General features: G+C 65.6%; 19 protein-coding genes. 15 read left to right on the forward strand and 4 right to left on the reverse strand.

The features are described 5' to 3' along the window. Positions 1 to 72 precede the first annotated feature (72 nt). The 14 genes from ABNU97_RS01185 to der all read left to right on the forward strand — a co-directional run bounded on the left by ABNU97_RS01185 (position 73) and on the right by der (position 13,026). A complete protein-coding gene (locus ABNU97_RS01185; protein WP_348764916.1) occupies positions 73 to 891 on the forward strand; it encodes an RNA methyltransferase in 819 nt (272 codons plus the stop codon). 112 nt (positions 892 to 1,003) lie between these two features. Continuing rightward, positions 1,004 to 1,729, forward strand: coding sequence for a serine O-acetyltransferase (gene cysE, locus ABNU97_RS01190; protein ID WP_348764917.1), 726 nt, complete (start codon positions 1,004 to 1,006; stop codon positions 1,727 to 1,729). A 49-nt stretch (positions 1,730 to 1,778) separates the two neighbouring features. Next, entirely contained in the window at positions 1,779 to 2,942 is a 1,164-nt protein-coding gene (locus tag ABNU97_RS01195) for a cysteine desulfurase family protein (RefSeq protein ID WP_348764918.1), read from the forward strand. Further along, a complete protein-coding gene (locus ABNU97_RS01200; protein ID WP_348764919.1) occupies positions 2,939 to 4,105 on the forward strand; it encodes a cysteine desulfurase family protein in 1,167 nt (388 codons plus the stop codon). Before ABNU97_RS01195 ends, ABNU97_RS01200 begins: the two co-directional genes overlap by 4 nt. A 71-nt stretch (positions 4,106 to 4,176) precedes the next feature. Continuing rightward, positions 4,177 to 4,488: an iron-sulfur cluster assembly scaffold protein gene (locus tag ABNU97_RS01205; protein WP_348764920.1), complete on the forward strand. Its 312-nt coding sequence runs from the start codon at positions 4,177 to 4,179 to the stop codon at positions 4,486 to 4,488. A gap of 33 nt (positions 4,489 to 4,521) precedes the next feature. Further along, positions 4,522 to 4,869: an iron-sulfur cluster assembly accessory protein gene (locus tag ABNU97_RS01210; RefSeq protein ID WP_348764921.1), complete on the forward strand. Its 348-nt coding sequence runs from the start codon at positions 4,522 to 4,524 to the stop codon at positions 4,867 to 4,869. Positions 4,870 to 4,995: 126 nt separating this feature from the next. After that, a complete protein-coding gene (gene ndk, locus ABNU97_RS01215; protein WP_348764922.1) occupies positions 4,996 to 5,421 on the forward strand; it encodes a nucleoside-diphosphate kinase in 426 nt (141 codons plus the stop codon). A gap of 22 nt (positions 5,422 to 5,443) precedes the next feature. Beyond that, positions 5,444 to 6,625 (forward strand): 23S rRNA (adenine(2503)-C(2))-methyltransferase RlmN, encoded by a 1,182-nt coding sequence (rlmN, locus tag ABNU97_RS01220; protein WP_348764923.1) that lies wholly within the window; start codon positions 5,444 to 5,446, stop codon positions 6,623 to 6,625. Beyond that, entirely contained in the window at positions 6,622 to 7,374 is a 753-nt protein-coding gene (gene pilW, locus ABNU97_RS01225; protein ID WP_348764924.1) for a type IV pilus biogenesis/stability protein PilW, read from the forward strand. Before rlmN ends, pilW begins: the two co-directional genes overlap by 4 nt. Next, the gene (locus ABNU97_RS01230) at positions 7,374 to 8,408 is read left to right on the forward strand and encodes a helix-turn-helix domain-containing protein (RefSeq protein WP_348764925.1); all 1,035 of its coding nucleotides are present in this window, start codon (positions 7,374 to 7,376) and stop codon (positions 8,406 to 8,408) included. Before pilW ends, ABNU97_RS01230 begins: the two co-directional genes overlap by 1 nt. Before the next feature lie 17 nt (positions 8,409 to 8,425). Next, positions 8,426 to 9,700: a histidine--tRNA ligase gene (hisS, locus tag ABNU97_RS01235; RefSeq protein WP_348764926.1), complete on the forward strand. Its 1,275-nt coding sequence runs from the start codon at positions 8,426 to 8,428 to the stop codon at positions 9,698 to 9,700. Positions 9,701 to 9,773: 73 nt separating this feature from the next. After that, entirely contained in the window at positions 9,774 to 10,442 is a 669-nt protein-coding gene (locus ABNU97_RS01240) for a tetratricopeptide repeat protein (RefSeq protein WP_348764927.1), read from the forward strand. Further along, complete coding sequence (bamB, locus tag ABNU97_RS01245) at positions 10,439 to 11,623, forward strand: outer membrane protein assembly factor BamB (RefSeq protein ID WP_348764928.1); 1,185 nt, start codon at positions 10,439 to 10,441, stop codon at positions 11,621 to 11,623. Before ABNU97_RS01240 ends, bamB begins: the two co-directional genes overlap by 4 nt. A 56-nt stretch (positions 11,624 to 11,679) precedes the next feature. Continuing rightward, positions 11,680 to 13,026: a ribosome biogenesis GTPase Der gene (der, locus tag ABNU97_RS01250; RefSeq protein WP_348764929.1), complete on the forward strand. Its 1,347-nt coding sequence runs from the start codon at positions 11,680 to 11,682 to the stop codon at positions 13,024 to 13,026. A gap of 472 nt (positions 13,027 to 13,498) precedes the next feature. Here der and ABNU97_RS01255 read toward each other — a convergent pair whose 3' ends face one another. Beyond that, on the reverse strand, positions 13,499 to 14,590 hold the full coding sequence (locus ABNU97_RS01255) for an SH3 domain-containing protein (RefSeq protein ID WP_348764930.1): 1,092 nt from the start codon (positions 14,588 to 14,590) through the stop codon (positions 13,499 to 13,501). 96 nt (positions 14,591 to 14,686) lie between these two features. After that, positions 14,687 to 16,057, reverse strand: coding sequence for an exodeoxyribonuclease VII large subunit (gene xseA / locus ABNU97_RS01260; RefSeq protein WP_348764931.1), 1,371 nt, complete (start codon positions 16,055 to 16,057; stop codon positions 14,687 to 14,689). Between the two features lie 253 nt (positions 16,058 to 16,310). Between xseA and guaB the strand changes: the two genes are divergently transcribed. After that, positions 16,311 to 17,777: an IMP dehydrogenase gene (gene guaB, locus ABNU97_RS01265; protein WP_348764957.1), complete on the forward strand. Its 1,467-nt coding sequence runs from the start codon at positions 16,311 to 16,313 to the stop codon at positions 17,775 to 17,777. Positions 17,778 to 17,793: 16 nt separating this feature from the next. Here guaB and ABNU97_RS01270 read toward each other — a convergent pair whose 3' ends face one another. Then, positions 17,794 to 18,921 carry an MBL fold metallo-hydrolase gene (locus ABNU97_RS01270; RefSeq protein ID WP_348764932.1) on the reverse strand — a complete coding sequence of 376 codons (1,128 nt, stop codon included), beginning with the start codon at positions 18,919 to 18,921 and terminating at the stop codon, positions 17,794 to 17,796. Between the two features lie 242 nt (positions 18,922 to 19,163). Then, complete coding sequence (locus tag ABNU97_RS01275; protein ID WP_348764933.1) at positions 19,164 to 20,546, reverse strand: YjiH family protein; 1,383 nt, start codon at positions 20,544 to 20,546, stop codon at positions 19,164 to 19,166. Positions 20,547 to 20,685 lie beyond the last annotated feature (139 nt).

Genomic DNA, 20,685 nt, shown 5'->3' on the forward strand with positions numbered 1-20,685 from the left:
GATCGGGCCGGGCGAGCCATGAAAAGCCGGGTAGCGTACCATCTGCACGCCGTATTGATACGAGAGCCGACCATGAGCGTGCCGGTGGCTGACCAACAATCCCCCGTTTTCGACGAATCCCGTCTGGCCCGTCTGCGTATCGTGCTGGTCGGCGCCCAGCATCCGGGCAATATCGGGGCCGCGGCGAGGGCGATGAAAGTCATGGGGCTGCACGACCTTGCGTTGGTCGCGCCCGAGCGTTATCCGGACCCGGAAGCGTTGGCACGCGCCTCGGGCGCGGATGACGTGCTCGAAGCCGCGAAGGTGTACGACACGCTCGAAGAGGCCATCGGCGACTGTACGCTGGCCATTGGCGCGAGCGCGCGTCGGCGGCATATGCATTGGCCGCTGGTGGATGCCCGCACTGCCGCGGTGCGCGCGATAGAGCTCGCCCAGGATCAAAATGTGGCGCTGGTGTTCGGACGCGAGCGCAGCGGGCTGGAAAACGCCGAGCTGGATCTGTGCCAGCTGCATCTGCAGGTGCCGACCAATCCCGAGTATCGCTCGCTCAATCTCGCGGCGGCGGTGCAGGTCGTGGCCTACGAACTGCGCATGGCCGCCGGCGACGCGCCCGAAGCCGAGCCGGCGCACGAGCCGGTGACCACCGCCGATATGGAAGGGCTTTTCGGCCACTGGCAGGACGTGCTCGGCGCCAGCGGCTTTCTGGATACGGCCAATCCCGGCCATCTCATGCGGCGACTGCGCCGACTGTTCAATCGAGCGGCGCCGGATCGTATCGAGGTGAATATCCTGCGTGGCGCGCTACGCTCGCTGGACCCGCGCCGACGCCCGCTGCGCGGTGCGATTGGCAATGACGATGACACGCGCGACGACTCGGCACTTGATCCCTAGCGTATAAACCCGAAATAGTGCATATCGCAGGAATAATGCTCGACCGGCACGAGGATATCGGCATGCATCCACATCGAAATAACGACGGGCGCCTCCAGGCGCGGAGCATCTCATGATCTCGCGCATGCGTGAGGACATCCACACCATCTTCGAGCGCGACCCGGCCGCGCGTAGCGTGTGGGAGGTGATCTTTTCCTATCCGGGCCTGCATGCGCTGTGGTGGCACCGGCTGGCGCACTGGTGCTGGACGCATCGGCTGACCTGGCTGGGCCGTTTCGTATCGCATATCTCGCGCTGGCTGACCGGGATCGAGATTCATCCGGGCGTGACCATTGGCCGGCGTTTTTTCATCGACCACGGCTTTGGTGTGGTCATCGGCGAAACCACCATCATCGGCGACGACGTCACCCTCTATCAGGGCGTGACCCTGGGTGGCACGAGCTGGAACCCCGGCAAGCGCCACCCCACGCTGGAAAACGATGTCGTGGTCGGCGCCGGCGCGAAAGTGCTGGGCCCGTTCACGGTGGGCACCGGCGCTCGCATCGGCTCCAACGCAGTGGTGGTCAAGGAAGTCCCGCCCGGCTGCACCGCGGTCGGCGTGCCGGCCAAGCTGGTCAAGTGCAAGAACGCCACGCCGGCCGACCGGCGCCGTGAAACCGCCGATCGAATCGGTTTTTCCACCTATGGCGTATCCCAGGACATGCCAGACCCGGTCGCCACCGGCATCGATGCGATGCTTGATCATATCGATTCGCTCGAGCGCCGCCAGGACGAACTGGAATCGCTGACCAAACGGCTGTCCGAGCAGCTGGCCGAGCGCCAGACCGACAAGGCCTGAGCGCGACGGGCGTTTTCCGACCAAAGCGCGGCAGAGGCCGCGAGCCGTCATGACGATTTATTTCGATCACAACGCGACCACACCGCTACATCCGGAGGTCTTCGAGGCGATGCGCCCGTGGTTGACCGAACGCCACGGCAATGCCTCGTCGTTGCACCGTGCCGGGCGTGAAGCCCGTGCCGCCGTCGATGCTGCCCGGGGCCAGGTCGCCGACTGCGTCAACGCGCATCCGTCTCAGGTCATCTTCACGGCCGGCGGCACCGAAGCCGACAACATGGCGCTCAAGGGCGTTGCCGCCATGCGTGCGCCGGGGCGGATGCTGATTTCGCCGATCGAACATCCGGCCATCACCGACGCCGCGGGGGCGCTGGAGCGCGACGGCTGGCGTATCGATCGGGTCGCGGTCGACGGCCAGGGCCGGGTCGACCTCGCCGACCTTCAGCGCCAGCTCGACGAGGGCGATGTCGCGCTGGTGTCGATCATGGTCGCCAATAACGAAACCGGCGTGCTGCAGGGCATGCCTGCGATCGCGCGCCTGGTACGCGCGGCCGGTGCCTGGCTGCATACCGATGCCGTACAGGCGATGGGCAAGCTGGAGTTCGATTTTGCGGCCAGCGGCGCGCACTGCGCGAGCCTGTCGTCGCACAAGATCCAGGGCCCCAAGGGCGTGGGCGCATTGATCGTGGACAAGCATATGGACATGGCGCCGCTGGTGCATGGCGGCGGTCACGAGCAGGGCCTGCGTTCGGGCAGCTATAACGTGGCGGGCATCGTGGGCTTCGGCGCGGCGGCCGCGCGCCTGATGAACCAGCGCACATCGGAAATCGCGCATATGCGCGATCTGCGCGAGCAGCTGGAAATCGGGCTCGATGCCATGCCCGGCATTACCCGGTTTTCGGCGCAAGCCGAACGGCTGGCGAACACCTGCCAGTTCGCGGTGGCCGGCTACGACGGCGAAGGCCTGCTCATGCTGCTCGACCGCGAGGATATCGCGGTGTCCTCGGGCTCGGCCTGCGCGGCCGGCACGGGCGAGCCCAGCCCGGTACTGCTTGCCATGGGTATCGCCCCGGATGTGGCCCAGGGCGCCATTCGGGTCAGCCTCGGTCCGCAGAACACGCTGGCGGAAATTCAGCAGTTTCTGCTCGCTCTGGGTCGCCTGGCAGACGGCGGCGGTGCCATGCCGGGGCGTATCAGCGCCTCCGTGATGGGATGACTACGGCAGATTCGACGATCTATCTCGATCATGCCGCTACCGCGCCGTTGTCGCCGGGCGTGATCGAAATCATGCAGCAGGCGCTGGTGGCCACGGATGCGAACCCGGCATCACCGCACGGGCCCGGTCGCGACGCCGCGCGGCTGATCGATGCCGCGGCCGAAGACCTGGCCCGGCTGATCAATGCGCAGGCAAAGGATCTGGTCTGGACCTCGGGCGCCACGGAGTCGATCAACCTCGCGCTCAAGGGCACGGCCGCGTTTGGCGGTGCCGACACCCATATTGTGAGCGTGGTCACCGAGCACAGTGCCACTCTCGATACGCTCGCCTGGCTGGAGAAACACGGCACGCGGGTGACGCGGCTGGCGGTTCAGGCGGATGGGCGTATCGATCTCGAGGCGCTCGAGGCAGCGCTCGCAGACGGCGCGACGCTGGTTTCCATCATGCACGTGAACAACGAAACCGGGGTGATTCAGGATATTGCCGCCGTGGGCGAGCGCTGCAACGCACACGGCGTGGCCCTGCATGTGGATGCGGCCCAGAGCCTGGGGCGGCTGGTCATCGACGTGCAGGCCATGAATATCGCCCTGCTGTCGCTTTCGGCGCACAAGATCGGCGGGCCCAAGGGCATCGGGGCGCTGTATGTGCGCCCCCGCACCGGCCTGGCGGCCCAGCTGCACGGCGGCGGCCAGCAGCGCGGGCTGCGTTCCGGCACCTTGGCGACGCATCAGATTGCCGGGTTCGGTGCGGCAGCGGCTCATGTCGCAGCGATACGCGATAGCGAACAAAAGCGCCTCGCGGTACTGCGCGAACATCTGGCCGACGCGCTTGCCGGAATTGATGGCGTTGTAAGAAACGGCGCGCCGGCCCATACGGCTGCGGCGTTTCTCAACGTCAGCGTTGCCGGCGTGCACGGCGATGCGCTGCTCATGGGGCTGACTGCCGGTACGCCCGCGCTGGCGGTATCGTCCGGGGCCGCCTGCAGCGCGGCCAAGGGTCAGTCGTCGTACGTGCTGCGCGCCATGGGGCGTACGCCGCGTCAGGCCGGGGCAAGTATTCGTTTTACGCTGGGCGTATCGACCACGCTGGCACAGGTCGAGGCCGCCGCGAATCGATTCATCGACGAGGTGATGCGTCTGCGGCGTATTGCGGACGCGGCATGAGGCAGCCGGCAGTGCCGCTCTGGCAGGCACGATTTTTGAGGCCGCAGCACGCGTTGGCGGATTGTGTCATCATGCAATGGCAAGGTTCCGGGCATGCCGATACGCCGGCAGCCGACGCGCATTGCCAGCTCTGTCTGGCAGCGCAGGGCGAGGCCGGCTCGGAATATATCGCGCAGGCAGCGTTCGCGGTGTTCGGCCCGCCGGTGGCGATTGCCTGCGCGGACTGGGCCTGCGAATGGTTGCAGGGCCGAACGATCGAGACCGCACGAAGTCTTAATAGCAAGGATTTTGACAAGGCCCTGTGCCTGGCGCCCGCCGAACGCTATGCCGCGCTGTTGGTGCTCGACGCACTCAGCGCAGCGCTGGCGGACTGGGGCCCCTAGAACAATGCTTGGTTTATCTGGGATGATGAGCTCATGAGTGAAACGCTAGTCGAACCCGAAGAGATCACGCTGACGCCGGCCGCGGCCGAGCGCATCAAAAACCAGCTGTCCAAGCGCGGCAGCGGTATCGGGCTGCGCGTGGGTGTGCGCAAGTCCGGTTGCAGCGGTTATATGTACACCATGGACTACGCCGACGAAATCGGCGCCGAGGACGACGTCTTCGAAGGCTACGGTGCCAAAGTGGTGGTCAATCGCAAGCATCTGCCGGTACTCAAGGGCACCACGCTGGATTTTCGGTCGGAAGGGCTTAACCGCATGTTTCGATTCGAAAACCCCCACGCCAAGAACGCCTGCGGTTGCGGCGAGTCGTTCACCGTATAGCGCCTCGAACGCGGCCCGCCTGACAAGCCGCGCTTCCAAACGCTACAATGGGAGGTTAGCTTTCGCACCAGCGCGCTGCTGGCGCGACGTTTTTAATCGATTTTGTAGTTCCATTAGGGAGAACCCATGGCCGTTGAGCGCACCCTGTCCATCATCAAGCCCGATGCCGTCGCCAAGAACGTAATCGGCGAGATTCTCAGCCGGTTCGAGAAGGCCGACCTGCGGATTATCGGCGCGCGTATGGTGCAGCTGTCCCGCGAGGACGCAGAAAAATTCTATGCCGTGCACTCCGAGCGTGGTTTCTTCAACGACCTGGTGTCGTTCATGATCTCCGGTCCGGTCATGGTGCAGGCGCTTGAAGGCGAGAACGCCATCGCCAAGAACCGCGACCTGATGGGCGCGACCAACCCCAAGGAAGCCGAAGCCGGCACCATCCGCGGCGATTTCGCCGAGTCCATCGATGCCAACGCCGTACACGGCTCGGACGCGCCGGAAACCGCGGAACAGGAAATCGCTTTCTTCTTCGGGCAGGACGGCCTCTGCCCGCGCTAGTTCGCAACCGCGCTATTCGCTCATGAGTACGATCGTCAGCGACACCACCGACACTGCCACAACGCCGGCCAAAACCGCGCGCGTGAACCTGTTCGGTCTGGATCGCGAGGCCATGTCGGCCTTTTTTCGTGAACATGGCGAATCCGCGTTTCGGGCCAAGCAGGTCATGCAGTGGATCTATGCCCGCGGCGTGACCGACTTTTCGGCGATGACGGATCTGTCCAAGGCGCTGCGTGAGCGTCTGCCCGACATCGCCGAGATTCGGCCGCCGGCCAAGATCCGCGAGCAGAAAGCCAGCGATGGCACCCGCAAATGGCTGCTCGCGGTCACCGAGGATCTGGATCCGGACAATGCCATCGAGGCGGTCTATATCCCCGAAGCCGATCGCGCGACGCTGTGTATTTCGTCGCAGATCGGCTGCGCGCTGGATTGTTCGTTCTGTGCCACCGGCAAGCAGGGGCTCAACCGCAACCTGACTACGGCTGAAATCGTCGGTCAGGTGTGGATGGCCGAGCATGACCTGCGTGCCCAGGGCATGGTGCACGGCGAGCGGGCACTGTCGAACATCGTGTTCATGGGCATGGGCGAGCCGCTGGCCAACTACCGAGCGGTGGTGCCGGCGATTCGAATCCTGCTCGACGACTACGGCTTTGGCCTGTCGAAACGGCGGGTTACGGTGTCGACTTCGGGTATGGTGCCGTTTATGGATCGCCTGCGAGAAGAAGTCGATGTTGCCCTGGCCGTGTCGCTGCATGCGCCCACCGACGCGCTGCGCGACGAGCTCGTGCCGATCAATCGCAAGTATCCGCTGGCCGAGCTGATGGGCGCCTGCGATCGCTATGTCGAAGGCAAGCAGCGTCGTGCCCACGTCGTCTACGAATATGTGCTGCTCAACGGCGTGAACGACAACCCCGAGCAGGCGCGCGGGCTGGTCAAACTGCTGGCCGATCGGCCGGCCAAGATCAACCTCATCCCGTTCAACGCGTTTGAAGGCAGCGGCTACAGCCGGCCCGACGAAGCCCGTATTCGCCAGTTTCAGGACATCCTGCACAACAAGGGGCTGCGTACGACGGTGCGGCGCACCCGCGGCGACGATATCGACGCGGCCTGCGGCCAGCTGGTCGGGCGCGTACGCAGCAAGCAGAAGCGCCATTTTCGCGACGTGCCGATACGGGTCGAGAGCAAACGGGCCACACCGGTATGAGCAGGCTGCGTTCGGGGGCGGTTATCGCGCTGCTGTCCGTGCTCGTAGCGTTGGCCGGCTGTGCCGGTGGCAAAAACGCCGTCGACAACCAGCGTGCGGCAGAAGCCAATGCCAGCCTCGGCGCCGATTTCCTGCGCAAGCAGGACAACGAGAATGCCCTGTCGCGTTTCAAGCGCGCCCTGGATTACGACAGCAGCAATACGACCGCGAACTGGGGCATGGCCATCGTCAGCGAGCGCCTTGGCGAGGACGAGGACGCGAAACGCTACTACGAAAAAACGCTCGGCCTGCAGCCGAATGCGGCGATCTACAACAGCTATGCGGCGTTCCTGTGCAAGCAGGGCGACGTCGATCGCGCCGTTCGCTATTTCGAACGCTCGGCAAACGACGAGCGCTATCCGGGGCGTGCGGATGCCATGGCCAACGCCGGGCTGTGCCTGCACCGAGCGGGGCAGGCGAAGAGCGCCGAGCAGTATTATCGCCAGGCGCTCGCCATGGATTCAGAGCAGCTCACGGCACTTACGGGCATGGCCCGGCTGCAGTTCGAGCAGGGCGATTTCCTGCGTGCCCGGGCCTTCAACGAGCGCGCCGACAGCGTCGCCCAGCTCGACGCCGATCAGCTGCTGCTGGCCGCGCGCATAGAACTCGCGCTCGGCGATCGCGATGCGGCCGCAGCCTATATCGAGCGCCATAATGCCCGCGAACCAAGTGCGACGTTGTCGCTGCGCCAACTGGAGCAATCGCGCTGATGAACGAACCGACACAGTCTTCCGAAGAACAGGCAGGCGAGCGCGCCGGCCGTAGCCGTTCGGACATGCAATCGCCGGGCGAGATTCTGCGCGAAGGACGGCTTGCCCACGACTGGTCCGTAGAGGACCTCTGCGCGGAAACCAAGCTGTCCGAAAAAGCCGTCCATGCGCTGGAAAACAACCAGTTCGATGAGCTCTCGCAGCCCATCTTCGCCGGCGGCTACTATCGTCAGTGCGCCAAGGTGCTGGATATCGACACCGAGCGCATGATGGCGGCCTATGCCGCCTGGGGCGGCAAGAAAACCTCGTCGGCCACGGCACAGCCGGCCGCGGTGGAAGTGGTGCCGCAGGACGTCACGCCGCCCAACTGGCGCGCCTTCGGCGCGATCGGCGTGGTGGTGCTGCTCGCCGTGGTAGGCGCGGTGTTTATCTTCATGCCCGACGCCGATCTGCCCGACGAAAACGGCGCCGCCAGCGGCACCGGCACCGCCGGTATTTCCGAAAGCACGCAACGCCCGACGGTGGGCAGCGGTAACAGCAGTGCGACCGGCGGCGGCATGCCCCGCAGCTCGCGTGATTCCGGCACCAGTCTGCGCGTATCGCCGGGTACCGGCGCCTCCGGCAACGGCATGCGCTCCGGCAGCGATGCGTCCGCCGGGTCTGCGGGTGCCAGCACCGGTCAGCGCATGGGCGGGCGCAACGTCAACGACACGCTCGGCATCGACCGCGAAGCCGAGCGCCGTGAGCGCGATCAGGCCCCGCCGCCGCAGCCGCAGGTGGCTGCCAATCATCTGGTGGTGACCTTTACCGACCGCTCCTGGGTGGATATCCGGGATGCCAGCGGGTCGCGTCTGCTCACCGGCATTTACGATGCCGGCGACAGCCGCGAGTTCGATGGCGAAGCGCCGTATCGGATCACGCTCGGCTATGCGCCGGGGGTATCCATGACGATCGGCGGCGAAGACGTCGATATCAAGTCGCAGACCACCAGCAACAGCACCGCCCGACTGACCGTCGAAGCCCGCGACAGCTAAAGAAGTTCGTTCGATCCATGAGCCAGCGTATTCAGTCCATCCGCGGGATGAACGACATCCTCCCGGCCGACAACGCCGCCTGGGCCACCCTCGAACGCGTGGCCGCGCGCGTGTTCGCCGGCTACGGCTACGAACAGATCCGGCTGCCGATCATGGAGCGCACGGGCCTGTTCAAGCGGGCGGTGGGCGAAGTGACCGACATCGTCGAAAAAGAGATGTACACCTTCGAGGATCGCGGTGGCGAATCGTTGTCGCTGCGCCCCGAGGGTACGGCCGGCGCGGTGCGTGCCGGTATCGAGCACGGCCTGTTGCACAACGCCACCCAGCGTCTTTGGTATACCGGCCCGATGTTTCGCTACGAGCGACCGCAGAAGGGCCGCTATCGCCAGTTCCATCAGTTCGGTGTCGAGGCCTTCGGCCAGATCGGGCCGGATGTGGATATCGAACAGATCGCCATGGCCGCACGCCTGTTCGCCGCGCTCGGCGTCACCGGCATGCGCCTGCAGATCAACACCCTAGGCACCCCCGAAGAACGCGCCGATTATCGCGACGCGCTGCATGCCTACTTCAGCGCGCATCACGAGCGGCTCGACGAAGACAGCAAGCGCCGCCTGGATCGCAATCCGCTGCGTATTCTCGATACCAAGAACCCGGCCATGGCCGATCTTGTGGCCGAAGCACCCACGCTGCGCGAATATCTCGGCGCCGAGTCGAGTGCCCACTTCGAGGGGCTGTGCCAGGGGCTGGAAGCGCTGGGTATCGACTACACGATCAACCCCCGCCTCGTACGCGGCCTGGACTATTACACGCGTACGGTGTTTGAGTGGATCACCGCCGATCTCGGGGCCCAGGACGCGGTCTGCTCCGGTGGGCGCTTCGACGGTCTGGTCGAACAGCTGGGCGGCAGCGCGACGCCGGCGATGGGCTTTGCCCTCGGTGTGGAGCGCCTGATTGCGCTCATGCTCGATCAGAACGTGCCCCTGGACGACCTCAAGCCGCAGGTCTATCTCATCCATACCGGCGATAGCACATCTGCACGCGTGCCGGCGCTGGCCGAGGCGCTGCGTGACGCGCTGCCCGAGCTGCGCCTGCGGGTGCACGCCGGCGGCGGCAGCATGAAGTCGCAGTTCAAGCGGGCCGACAAGAGCGGCGCGCAGCTGGCGCTGATATTCGGCGACGACGAGGCCGCGGCCGACGAGATCCAGATCAAGCCGCTGACCGATGCGCGCGAACAGGAACGCGTGGCCATCGACGCCGCAGCCGAACGTATCGCCACGCTACTGGCCGGCTAGTCGGGAACGACGCCGCCGATTCGCAGTCTGTATCTTCGTGTTTTCCAATCAATAACAAAGCAAAGCGCAACGCATGGCCGAATTCGATAACGACGAGATGAGCCGCCTGAAGAGATTCTGGGCAGGCAACGGTTCGGCGCTGGTCATCGGGGTCGTGCTCGGGCTGGTGGTGATCATCGGCTGGCAGGGCTGGCAGTGGTACCAGGATCGCCAGGCCGTCAAGGCTGCCGATATCTACCAGCAGATCGAACCGGCCCTGGCCGGTGACAGCGTCGACGACAAGGCCCTGGAAACCGTCGAGCGCCTGAAAAACGACTATGCGGACACGCCCTATGCCGCAGATGCCGCCATGCGGCTGGCCAGCCAGTACGTACAACAGCAGGACTACGACAAGGCCCGCGAGCAGCTGGTCTGGGTGAGCGAAAACGCCGCCAACGAGGGCGTGGCGCATATCGCCCGCGTTCGCGCGGCCCGTCTGTTGTGGACCCAGGACAAGCCGGACGAGGCATTGAGCCTGCTCGATAGCGAGCACCCGGCGGCCTTCGATGCGCTCTATGCCGAAACGCGGGGCGATATTCTGGCCGCCCAGGGCGATCGTGAAGGCGCCTACAAGGCGTATCAGATCGCCCTGGAAAGCCTGCCGCCGGATATCGCCACCCGGGCGCTCGAAACCAAGATTGCCGACAACGCGCCGGCCGATGCCGCCGACGCGCCGACCGACTCGAACAGCGCTTCATCATGAATCATCGAAACAATACGTTCCTCAAGACCACCGGTGCGGCCGTCGTATTGGCCGTGAGCAGCGCAGTGCTGACCGCCTGTGGCGGCGGTGCGAACGTGGCCGAGCCGACGCCGCTGGCCACGCTCGAGTCGCCGGCCTATCGCATGCAGACGGTCTGGAAGACCGACGCGGGCGAAGGCGCCGGCGACTACGTAAGCGGCTTCGAGCCGGTAGTCAAAGGCGAACGCCTGTATGTCGGTAACAAGGACGGCTACGTCATGGCGCTCGATCTGGCCACCGGCCGCAAGATCTGGCGTTCACGCACCGGCGACCGGCTGATCTCCGGGCCGTCGCTGGCCGGTGGCCGGCTGTTGCTCGGCACGCGCGACGGCCAGGTCGTGGCGCTGTCGGCCGAGACCGGCGAACGCGAATGGACCGCGGCGCTGTCGAGCGAAATCATTTCCGCGCCGGCGGCCACCGATGACACCGCGGTCGCGCGTACGCTCGACGGCCGGCTCGTGGCACTCGACATGGCCGACGGCAAGCGCCGCTGGAGCATCGAGCGCAACGTGCCGACGCTGACCCTGCGCGGTACCTCGTCGCCGGTCATCGTCGGCGACACGGTCTATGCCGGCCTGGACAACGGCAACGTACTGGCGCTGGACGTCGCCACCGGCGAAGAACGCTGGTCGCAGACCATTGCCTTTCCGAGCGGTCGCTCGGAGCTGGAGCGTATCGTCGATATCGACGCCGACCCGCTGGTGGTCAACAACGAACTCTATGCCGTGAGCGCGGGCGGGCAGCTGGCTTCGCTGGCCACCACGTCGGGGCGCGTACGCTGGCGTCACGAGCTGGCCTCGGAAAAGGCGCTGGCGCTAGACGAAGGCAACATCTACGCCGTCGATCGTGACAGCGTGGTCTGGGCGGTCAATCGTCTGACCGGCAACGAACGCTGGCAGCAGGACGGCCTCGAATATCGCAAGCTCTCCGGGCCCGCGCTTCTGGCCGGTGACCTGGTGGTCGGCGACTACGACGGCTACGTACACTGGCTGTCGGCCGACGACGGCCGCGTGATCGCACGCGGGCGCCCGTTCAAGGAACCGATCCGCTCGCAGCCGCTGGTGGTGGGGGATCGCGTGATCGTGGTCGGCGCCTATGGTGAAGTCGCTGCACTACGCTTCACCGCCCGCGACGAGCGCTAGCCATTACTACCGACGAACCCGACTTCGAAGACGTCAGCGATACACCGGCGCCCACGGTGCTGCCGGTGCTCGCGTTGGTGGGCCGCCCCAACGTCGGCAAGTCCACGCTGTTCAACCGGCTTACGCGGACCCGCGATGCGCTGGTGGCCGACCAGCCGGGCGTGACCCGCGATCGCCACTACGGTTTCGCGACCTATGACGGCCAGCGTTACATCGTGGTGGATACCGGCGGTATCGGCCAGGACGACGAGGATATCGACGCCCAGGCGCTGGCCCAGACCCGGGCCGCGCTGGAAGAAGCCGACGTGGTGCTGTTCGTGGTCGACTCGCGCCAGGGCCTCATGGCCGGCGACGAAACCATCGCCGAGCAGCTGCGCCGTATCGATCGCCCGGTTCATGTGGTGGTTAACAAAAGCGAAGGGCAGGTCGGCGCCAGCGCGGTCGCGGAATTCCATGCGCTGGCCTTTGGCGACCCCTGGGCGGTCTCGGCCACGCACGGCGATCGTATCTCGCTGTTGCTCGCCCACGTTTTCGAGCATCTGCCGCCGCCGCGTGCGCAGGTGTTGCCGCATCATCGCGGCGCCATTCGCCTGGCCCTGCTGGGGCGGCCCAATGCGGGCAAGTCCACGCTGGTCAACCGCCTGCTCGGCGAAACCCGCATGCTCACCCAGAATGCGCCGGGCACCACGCGCGATGCCGTGGCCAGCGAATTCAGCTTTGACGACAAGCCCTATGTGATTGTCGATACCGCCGGTATCCGGCGCCGGGCGCGTATCGACGACGACGTGGAAAAGGTGAGCGTGGTCAAGGCCATGCAGGCCATGGAAGCCGCCCAGGTTGTCATTGTCATGCTCGACGCGGCCAGCGGCCTGTCGACCCAGGACATCCGCCTGTTGAACATGGCCGTCGAACGCGGCCGTGCGGCGGTGATCGCGGTGAACAAATGGGACGGCCTCGAAGACAAGCAGCGCGAGAAGCTGCACGCCGAACTGGTCAAACGCATCGGCGCCTTCGACTATCTGCCGCTGTTATTCATTTCCGCGCTGCAGGGGTCCGGCCTGCGCGACCTCATGGACGCCATCCAGGCCTCGCACCGGGCCGCCTTTGCCGAACTGAGCACGAACGCGCTCTCGCGTACGCTCGAAGACGCGGTAGAAGGCCACTCGCCGCCGGCGATTCATGGCCGCCGGATCAAGCTGCGCTATGCCCATCAGGGCGGGCGCAATCCGCCGACGATCGTCATCCACGGTAACCAGACCCAGCGGCTATCCGACGAGTACAAGCGCTATCTCATGCGCCGTTTCCGGGAGAAGTTCGACCTGTTCGGCACACCGATCCATCTGGTGTTCAAGAACAGCGATAATCCCTACGTGCAACGCGGCAGCAAGCGCAAACGCTCCTGACCGGTATTACCGGCGCGAGTGGATCATGTCCCGTGGTCAGCCGGCTGCGGCACGGTTGATCGAACGGTGCATGTCCCGCCTCATCGGCGCATTCCTCCGGGCGCACAGCCCCGGGGTAAGAATTTCTTGTGCGACTGGCACGTGGCACGGCGCTCGCAAGGGCGGCTTGGGCGGCCTTGTCAGTCTGCGCGGCCGTTCTGTGAACGGTGTGGGCGCGTGGCGGTGCCGTGCGCTGGCGGAGGAACGACAAGCGCCGGTCGAAGGACAGCCGCGATGCGTTTTTCTGCTTTGGCGTCACGGGCACGGCTGTTCAGTGCGCAAGCGGGACGGCGGCTCATCGCATGCGTTCGAATCGTCAACGTGCCCGCGATTCGACCCGCAGAGCATTCCGCAATAAAAAACCCGCGTCACGCGACGCGGGTTTTTCTGCCAGCCAGGCTGACGCCCTGCTGGCGGTGCAATGACTGCCTCGCTACTTCTTGAGCAAAAAGTCAGCCACCCAGCCTTTACGGTCGTCTTCGAACTTCACGTAACGCCAGCCTTTATCCGCTTTCAGGATGTCGACCGCGTCGCCTTCCTTGGCCTGGAACAGGACCTTGGAATTCGTGCTCGATCCGTCACGGATATTGACCGTGCTACCGCTGATCGTCGCCGACGGATACTCAGGCTCCGCCGGGGTCTCCGCCTCGGCGGCGGCAGCGCGTTCGGCTTGGGCGGCCGCCGCAGCTTCGGCTTGTGCTTTTGCCTCGGCTTCAGCCTGGGCCTTCGCTTTCGCCGCGGCTTCAGCGCGCTCACTGCAATCCGTAAAGGTGCGCTGGAACCAGTTACAGGAGATGACGGAAGCGCTGGCCTTGCTCTCGGCACGGGCACCCGAATGCTGTGCCGCCGTTTCGGTGTTGTAGGGCTCGGTATGACCGTCCGCGAATACCAGATACGGCTTCATCTGCTGGGGTACGACCTCGAGCGGGCCTACGGCCACGCGGGTGTTGTCGGCACCGGGCAGGCTGGTGGGCTTCTGGCCATCGATATAGAACTGCCAGACCTCAACCGTGAGCGTATCGCCCTTGGTCTTCCAGCCGACCACGAGCCCGTCGTTGGTGTAGGCATAGCGCAGCCGCCGGATCTGCATCCAGATCATGGCGTCGTCCACGGTTTCGAAGCGGCGCTGGCCTTCCTCGACGTCCACCTTGGTGATCCCGTCGGCGGCCTCCCAGACTGGCGGCTGGCCTTCGTACTGAATACCCATGCTGCCGGCGAAGCGTTCCTTGCGCGGCTCCAGAATCACGCCGCGACGATTGCCGCGCCAGGTATAGACGCGGCGCAGGCCCGGGCCGGCCTCGATCTTGATACGGCCCCAGGGCGCGTCGGCCACGATCTGCGTGCCATCAGCCAACACGATCTCGTTGCTTTCGGGGACGGCGTCGCCGCCTTCCGGTATGGGCGGTGGTTCCGGGGTGACAATACGCGGGCCGGCGGCACAGCCACCGAGCAGTAACAGCGCCGTAACGCACACGGCGAAAGCGAAGGAGCGGCCGCGGATCGCGGCGTGCGGAGGTAACAGCATAGATCGAAAACCCCTTGATTTAGTATTGGGTCGTTATGAAAGGCCGGCCTACACGTACCCCTCGCGTCACGCGCCGCCGGCACACTGCGGCATGACTCAGGTAATACCCGCGCCCGAGTCGGTATGAATTTCGCGGACCTCGCAATCCAGCCGACCACGGGCCAGAACCACCTGGATCGAATCGCCCGCATTGACTGTATCGGCCGAACGAACGACATGGTTATGGTCATCGCGGGCGATAGCATACCCGCGTTCGAGCGTTTGCAGCGGGCTCACGGCATGCAGGCCACGCCCGGCATTGGCGAGCCGTCTATCGGCCTGCTCCAGGCGCCTGCGCATGGCCTGGCCCAGGCGTCTTGCACGCGCATCGTGCGCACTCTGCTGTGCTGTGAGCTGGCGCTGCGGCGAGGCAAGATGCAGGCGCCGCGTGAGCGTTGAAAGGCGTAGCCGGGCCTGCTCGATGTGCTGGCGCAGCGCGCGGTGCAGGCGCTGTTCGGCCACGTCGAGGCGCTGCATGGGCACTTCCAGGCGGCGCCGTGGGTGCTGGCGCGCCAGGCGCGCGTCGAGTCCGGCCAGCTGCTGTCGGGCGTGGTGCAGGCGCTGGGCCATGCGTCGATTGAGCTGCTCGGCCAGCCGCGGCAGCGCCTGTGCGCGCGCGCCCAGATCCGGACAGACCAGTTCGGCCGCGGCCGAGGGCGTGGCAGCACGTACGTCGGCGGCGAAATCGGCGATGGTCACGTCGACTTCGTGGCCGACGCCCGACACCACGGGGATGCGGCTGGCAACGATGGCACGGGCGACGTTTTCGTCGTTGAACGCCCATAAATCCTCGAGCGAGCCGCCGCCACGCACCAGCAGCAACACATCGCAGTCGGCGCGTTCGCTGGCGCGCGCGAGCGCTTTCACGATGGCCGGCGGCGCGGCATCGCCCTGGACTGGCACCGGATAGACGCGTACCGCGCCCAGCGGAAAACGCCGCGAAACCACGCTGAGCACGTCGCGAATGGCCGCGCCCGTGGCCGAGGTGATCACGCCGATGCGGGCCGGGGCCGCGGGCAGGGCACGCTTGCGCTCTGCGGCAAACAGGCCCTCGGCGTCGAGTTTGGCCTTGAGCTGCTCGAAGGCCCGCCGTAGTGCGCCGTCGCCGGCGGGCTCGACGTGCTCGACGATGAGCTGATAATCGCCGCGCGCGGCATACAGGCTCACCCGGGCACGTACGCGTACCTGATCGCCGTCGGCCAGCGGCGTACGCATCAGGCGTGCCTTGCCGCGAAACAGCGCCGCGCGCACCTGGGCATCGCCGTCCTTGAGGCTGAAATACATATGCCCCGATCGTGGACGGGCGAGGTTGGATATCTCGCCCTCGACCCAGAGCAGCCCGTAGCTGTGTTCGAGAAGCTGGCGTACCGAGGCATTCAGCTCGCTGACGCTGAACACAATGCGCGAATCGGAGGCGGTACGGCTCATGAAATATCGGTGATCCGGGTTGGGGCATGGACCGCGCCGCGCGGCGCGGGTTCCTCGTGGGCAATTCAACGTGACGGTACAACGATCGCTGTACCTGTGGCCAACCCCGGCACGGCGGGCGTCGGCACGATTCGGCCACGATCGCATCGACGTCGGCTTATATGAAAGGCGCAGATGTTGCTTTATAATCCGCGGTCTTTGCGGCGGCGATACGGGTCACGTAAAGCCGCCCACTGCCGGCGAGCCTATGACCCTGAGAATCAGCGAGCAAGCCCTGACGTTCGACGACGTCCTGCTCCAGCCCGCCTACTCCGACGTACTGCCGCGCCACGTCGACCTGTCCACGCGCCTGACCCGCAACATCACGCTGAATCTGCCCCTGATTTCGGCGGCGATGGATACGGTCACCGAGGCCGGGCTGGCAATCGCGCTGGCGCAGGAAGGCGGTATCGGCATCATCCACAAATCGATGCCGCCGGAAATGCAGGCGCAGCACGTACGCACGGTCAAGAAATATGAATCCGGGGTGATCTCCGACCCCATCACCACCGGCCCCGATGCCACTATCCGTGAGGTGCTGGAACTCACCCGCCGCAGCCGCATCTCCGGCGTGCCGGTGGTCGACAAGGGCGTGCCGGTAGGCATCGTCACCAGCCGCGATCTGCGCTTCGAAACCCGTTTCGACGCCCCGGTCACCAGCGTGATGACGCCCAAGGAAAAACTCGTCACCGTGCGCGAAGGCGCCGACCGCGACGAAATCCTGGGGCTGTTCCACCAGCACCGCATCGAGAAGGTTCTGGTCGTCAACGACGACTTCGAGCTGCGCGGCATGATCACGGTCAAGGACATCCAGAAGTCCTCCGACTTCCCCAACGCCTGCAAGGACGCGCACGGCAGCCTGCGCGTGGGCGCGGCCGTCGGCCCCGGCCCGGAAACCTTCGCCCGTGTTCAGGCCCTGGCCGAAGCCGGCGTCGACGTGGTGGTGGTGGATACCGCCCACGGCCATTCCTCCGGCGTGCTCGATACCGTGCGCCAGCTCAAGCAGCGCTTTGGCGATCTGCAGATCATCGGCGGCAACGTCGGCACGGCAGAAGGCGCCAAGGCGCTGGTCGAAGCCGGCGTGGACGCCGTGAAGGTGGGCATCGGCCCGGGCTCGATCTGCACCACCCGTATCGTGGCCGGTATCGGCGTGCCGCAGATTTCGGCGGTGGCCAACGTGGCCGCGGCGCTGGAAGGCACCGACGTGCCGCTGATTGCCGATGGCGGTATTCGCTACTCCGGCGATGTGGCCAAGGCCATTGCCGCGGGCGCCTATGCGGTGATGATCGGCGGCATGTTTGCCGGCACCGAAGAAGCGCCGGGCGATATCGAGCTGTATCAGGGACGCTCCTACAAGGCCTATCGCGGCATGGGCTCGCTGGGCGCCATGAGCGGCGATTCCGGCTCGGCCGACCGCTACTTCCAGGACCCCTCCGAAGAAATCCAGAAGCTCGTGCCGGAAGGCATCGAAGGCCGGGTGCCCTACAAGGGCCCGGTGGGCGGCATCGTGCACCAGCTCATCGGTGGCCTGCGTGCCGCCATGGGCTATACCGGCTGCCACAACATCAGCGAAATGCGCACCCAGCCGAACTTCGTGCAGATCACTGCGGCCGGCGTGAAGGAATCGCACGTCCACGACGTGCATATCGTCAAGGAAGCACCCAACTACCGCGTGGACTAGAATCCGGCAGGCGGCGTCACGGCTTTCGTGTCGCCGCCTTCATGGCGCCGTGCATGCAGGCCGGGCAGGCGCCCGGCATGGCACGGGCCAGGTCGGCCTGGCGGCGCAGGATATCCAGCCGGCCCAGTGGTTCGGGCAGATCGCGTAGCGATACGCCCCAATCCCGATACAGCGTGAAGGCGTTGGTGACGATACGCTCGGGCGAGTCCCAGGCCGCGAACGGCTGGCGCTTGAAGGCCGCGCTTTGTGCCACGGCGTGCGCTGCCTGTGTCGGCGGGCGACCGCGCGTTTTTTCCGCGTGTAGCGCGGTCTGGATGAAATCCCAGTAATCGAGGGTCTGCTGTATGTCGGCGTGGCCGGCGATGGCCCCGTGGCCCGGCACGAACACATCGGCCTCGAGTGCCAGCAGGCGTTCGAGTGCGTCCACCACGTTGGCGATCGGCCCCGCCCAGGCCAGCGGCGTGGCGCCCACGAACAGCACGTCGGCCGCATACACCACGCGCTCGTCTGGAACGAACACCGCACAGTCGCCTTCGGTATGGGCCGGGCCGAGTTCGATCAGCTCGAGGGTGACCCCGTTCACGTCCAGGGTATGCGTGCCGCTAAACGAGTCGTTGGGGTAGGTCAGCCGTACATCGGCAAAATCGTAGGGCGCGAACATGCCGCGCATGTAGCGGGAAAACGGCCCCAGGCCCGGCACGAATTCAAGGCCGCGGCTGGCCGTGGACAGGGCACGCAGGCTGTTTGGCTTGAGTTCGTCCATCTGGGCGATACATGCATCGCTGGCGATGATATGGCGACCCGCCAGCAGCTGATTCCCCCACCAGTGATCGCCGTCGGCATGGCTGTTGATCACGTGCTCGATGGGCGCGTTGCCGAGCAGATCGGCCGCGCCGTCGAGCATGGCCTGGGTGGTGCGTACGTCCCAGCAGGTATCGATAAGCACGGTCTGGTTGCCGCATACCACCAGCCCGGTGTTGGTTTCGCCCCAGGAACCGTTCGGCACCATCCACGCATGGCAGTGGCGGCCGAGCGCATACAGGCCTTCATGAAAGGCCGGCGTTTCGCCAAAGCGGGTGTGCCGCCGCGCCGGCCCGGTGAGCCAGCGGGGTGGCTGTTCATCGCATCGGGCGTTGGTGTTCATGGCCTGCCCCAGCCGTGGGCCACCGCGGCAGGAAAAGCGCGTCGAAACCGCATGGCAACCTTTGCAAAAGAAGCCCTCGGGCATCATAAGGCCGAAGCGAACGGATTTTGTCAAAGCATGGGATGGCCCCGTACTGAGCCGGGCGAGCGATCGACCGCCGCTCGGCTTGGATCGACGGCCCGTCACGGCGTGGGGTCGAGCTGCAACCGAGGCCGGCTTGGCGCAGGCTTCGCCGACCGTGCCTAGAACACCAGCAAGTGCGCGATCGCGACGATAATCGGGAACGTCACCACGGTGCGGATCAGAAAGATCGCGCCCAGCTCGAAGATGTTGAGCGGCACTTTCGATTTGAGAATCACCGCGCCCACTTCAGACATATAAATCAGCTGCGTGACCGAGAGCGCGGCGATCACGAAACGGGTGAACTCGCTTTCGATAGAGCTGGCCAGAATGGAGGGCAGGAACATGTCGGCAAAGCCGGCCAGCAGGGCGGGCGCGGCCTTGGCGGCTTCCGGCACCTGCATGGCTTCCAGCACGGGCACGAGCGGGGCCGTCAGCCAGTTGAAGATGGGCGTGTATTCGGCGATGGCGATACCGGTGGTACCGATCGCCATGATCAGCGGCAGCAGGCCGAACAGGATTTCTGCATAGGTGGTGGCCCCGTCGCGCAGAAGCCGGGTCGGCCCCGGGGCATGGGCGGCCCGCTGCATGGCGCTGTTCAGTCCCCAGCGGAACAGCGACAGTTCGCGCGGTTTGTCGACCGGCGCCTGGCGGCCTTCGGCCGGCCAGTAGCTGTCCGGCTTGCGCGACAGCGGCGGCAGGCGCGGCACGATCACCGCGGCGATAAGCCCGGCGGCCGTCACCGTAAGATAGAAGGGAATGAACAGGTGGCCGATTTCGGTGAAGTTGGCCACCAGCAGCGCAAAGGTGATGGAGACGATCGAGAAGTTCGTCGCAATCACCGCCGATTCCCGTGCCGAGTAGTAGCCGTTTTCGTACTGGCGCGAGGTGATGATTACGCCCACCGTGCCATCGCCCAGCCAGGAGGCCGTCGCATCCACGGCCGACCGGCCGGGCAGGCCGAACACCTTGCGAAAGAAGCGATGCAGCAGGGTGCCCACGAATTCCATGCCGCCGAAGTCCGTCAGCAGCGGCAGCAGGAAGGAGGCAAAGAAAAAGAACGCCACAAGGGCTGCGATCACGTCGAACAGCACCACCTGGCCCGTGTTTTCGCTGATCACGAATTCCGGGCCCATGCCGAACAGGGTCATCAGCGCAAATACCGCGCCCACCAGCCGGAGCAGGACATAGCCGATGCCTACGTTGAACAGCTGGTCGAACAGCCCCGGCTTTTCGGGCGCGGTGCGGGTGAGGCTGGTGGCCAGCGTCAACACGGCCGACACGCTCAGCACCACGCCCGCGATAGGGCCAAGCCAGCCGTCCAGCAGCGCCGCCAGCGCGTTCGACAGAATGGCCAGGCCGATGGTGATTTGGCCGTCGTCGACTATCGGCGTGAGGAACGCCAGTACGCCCAGCAGCGATGGAATGGCAAAACGCAGAAAGGCTCGGTAATCGAAACCGTTGCGCCCGCGGGCGCCGGCGATGGATGAATCGGAGTCGGCCATGGATCGTTTCGTAGGCTTGTCTTGAATGGTGGGCAGGCGGGCCGCTTGCAGCGCGCGTTTATCGTCGCGTGCCGTGGTCGGATGCCGTGGTCGGATCGCGCGGCTTGCTGCGCGATGGTGCACGAATGTCGGGCCATGC

It is taken from the genome of uncultured Salinisphaera sp., from assembly GCF_964012375.1.
Lineage (GTDB): Bacteria > Pseudomonadota > Gammaproteobacteria > Nevskiales > Salinisphaeraceae > Salinisphaera.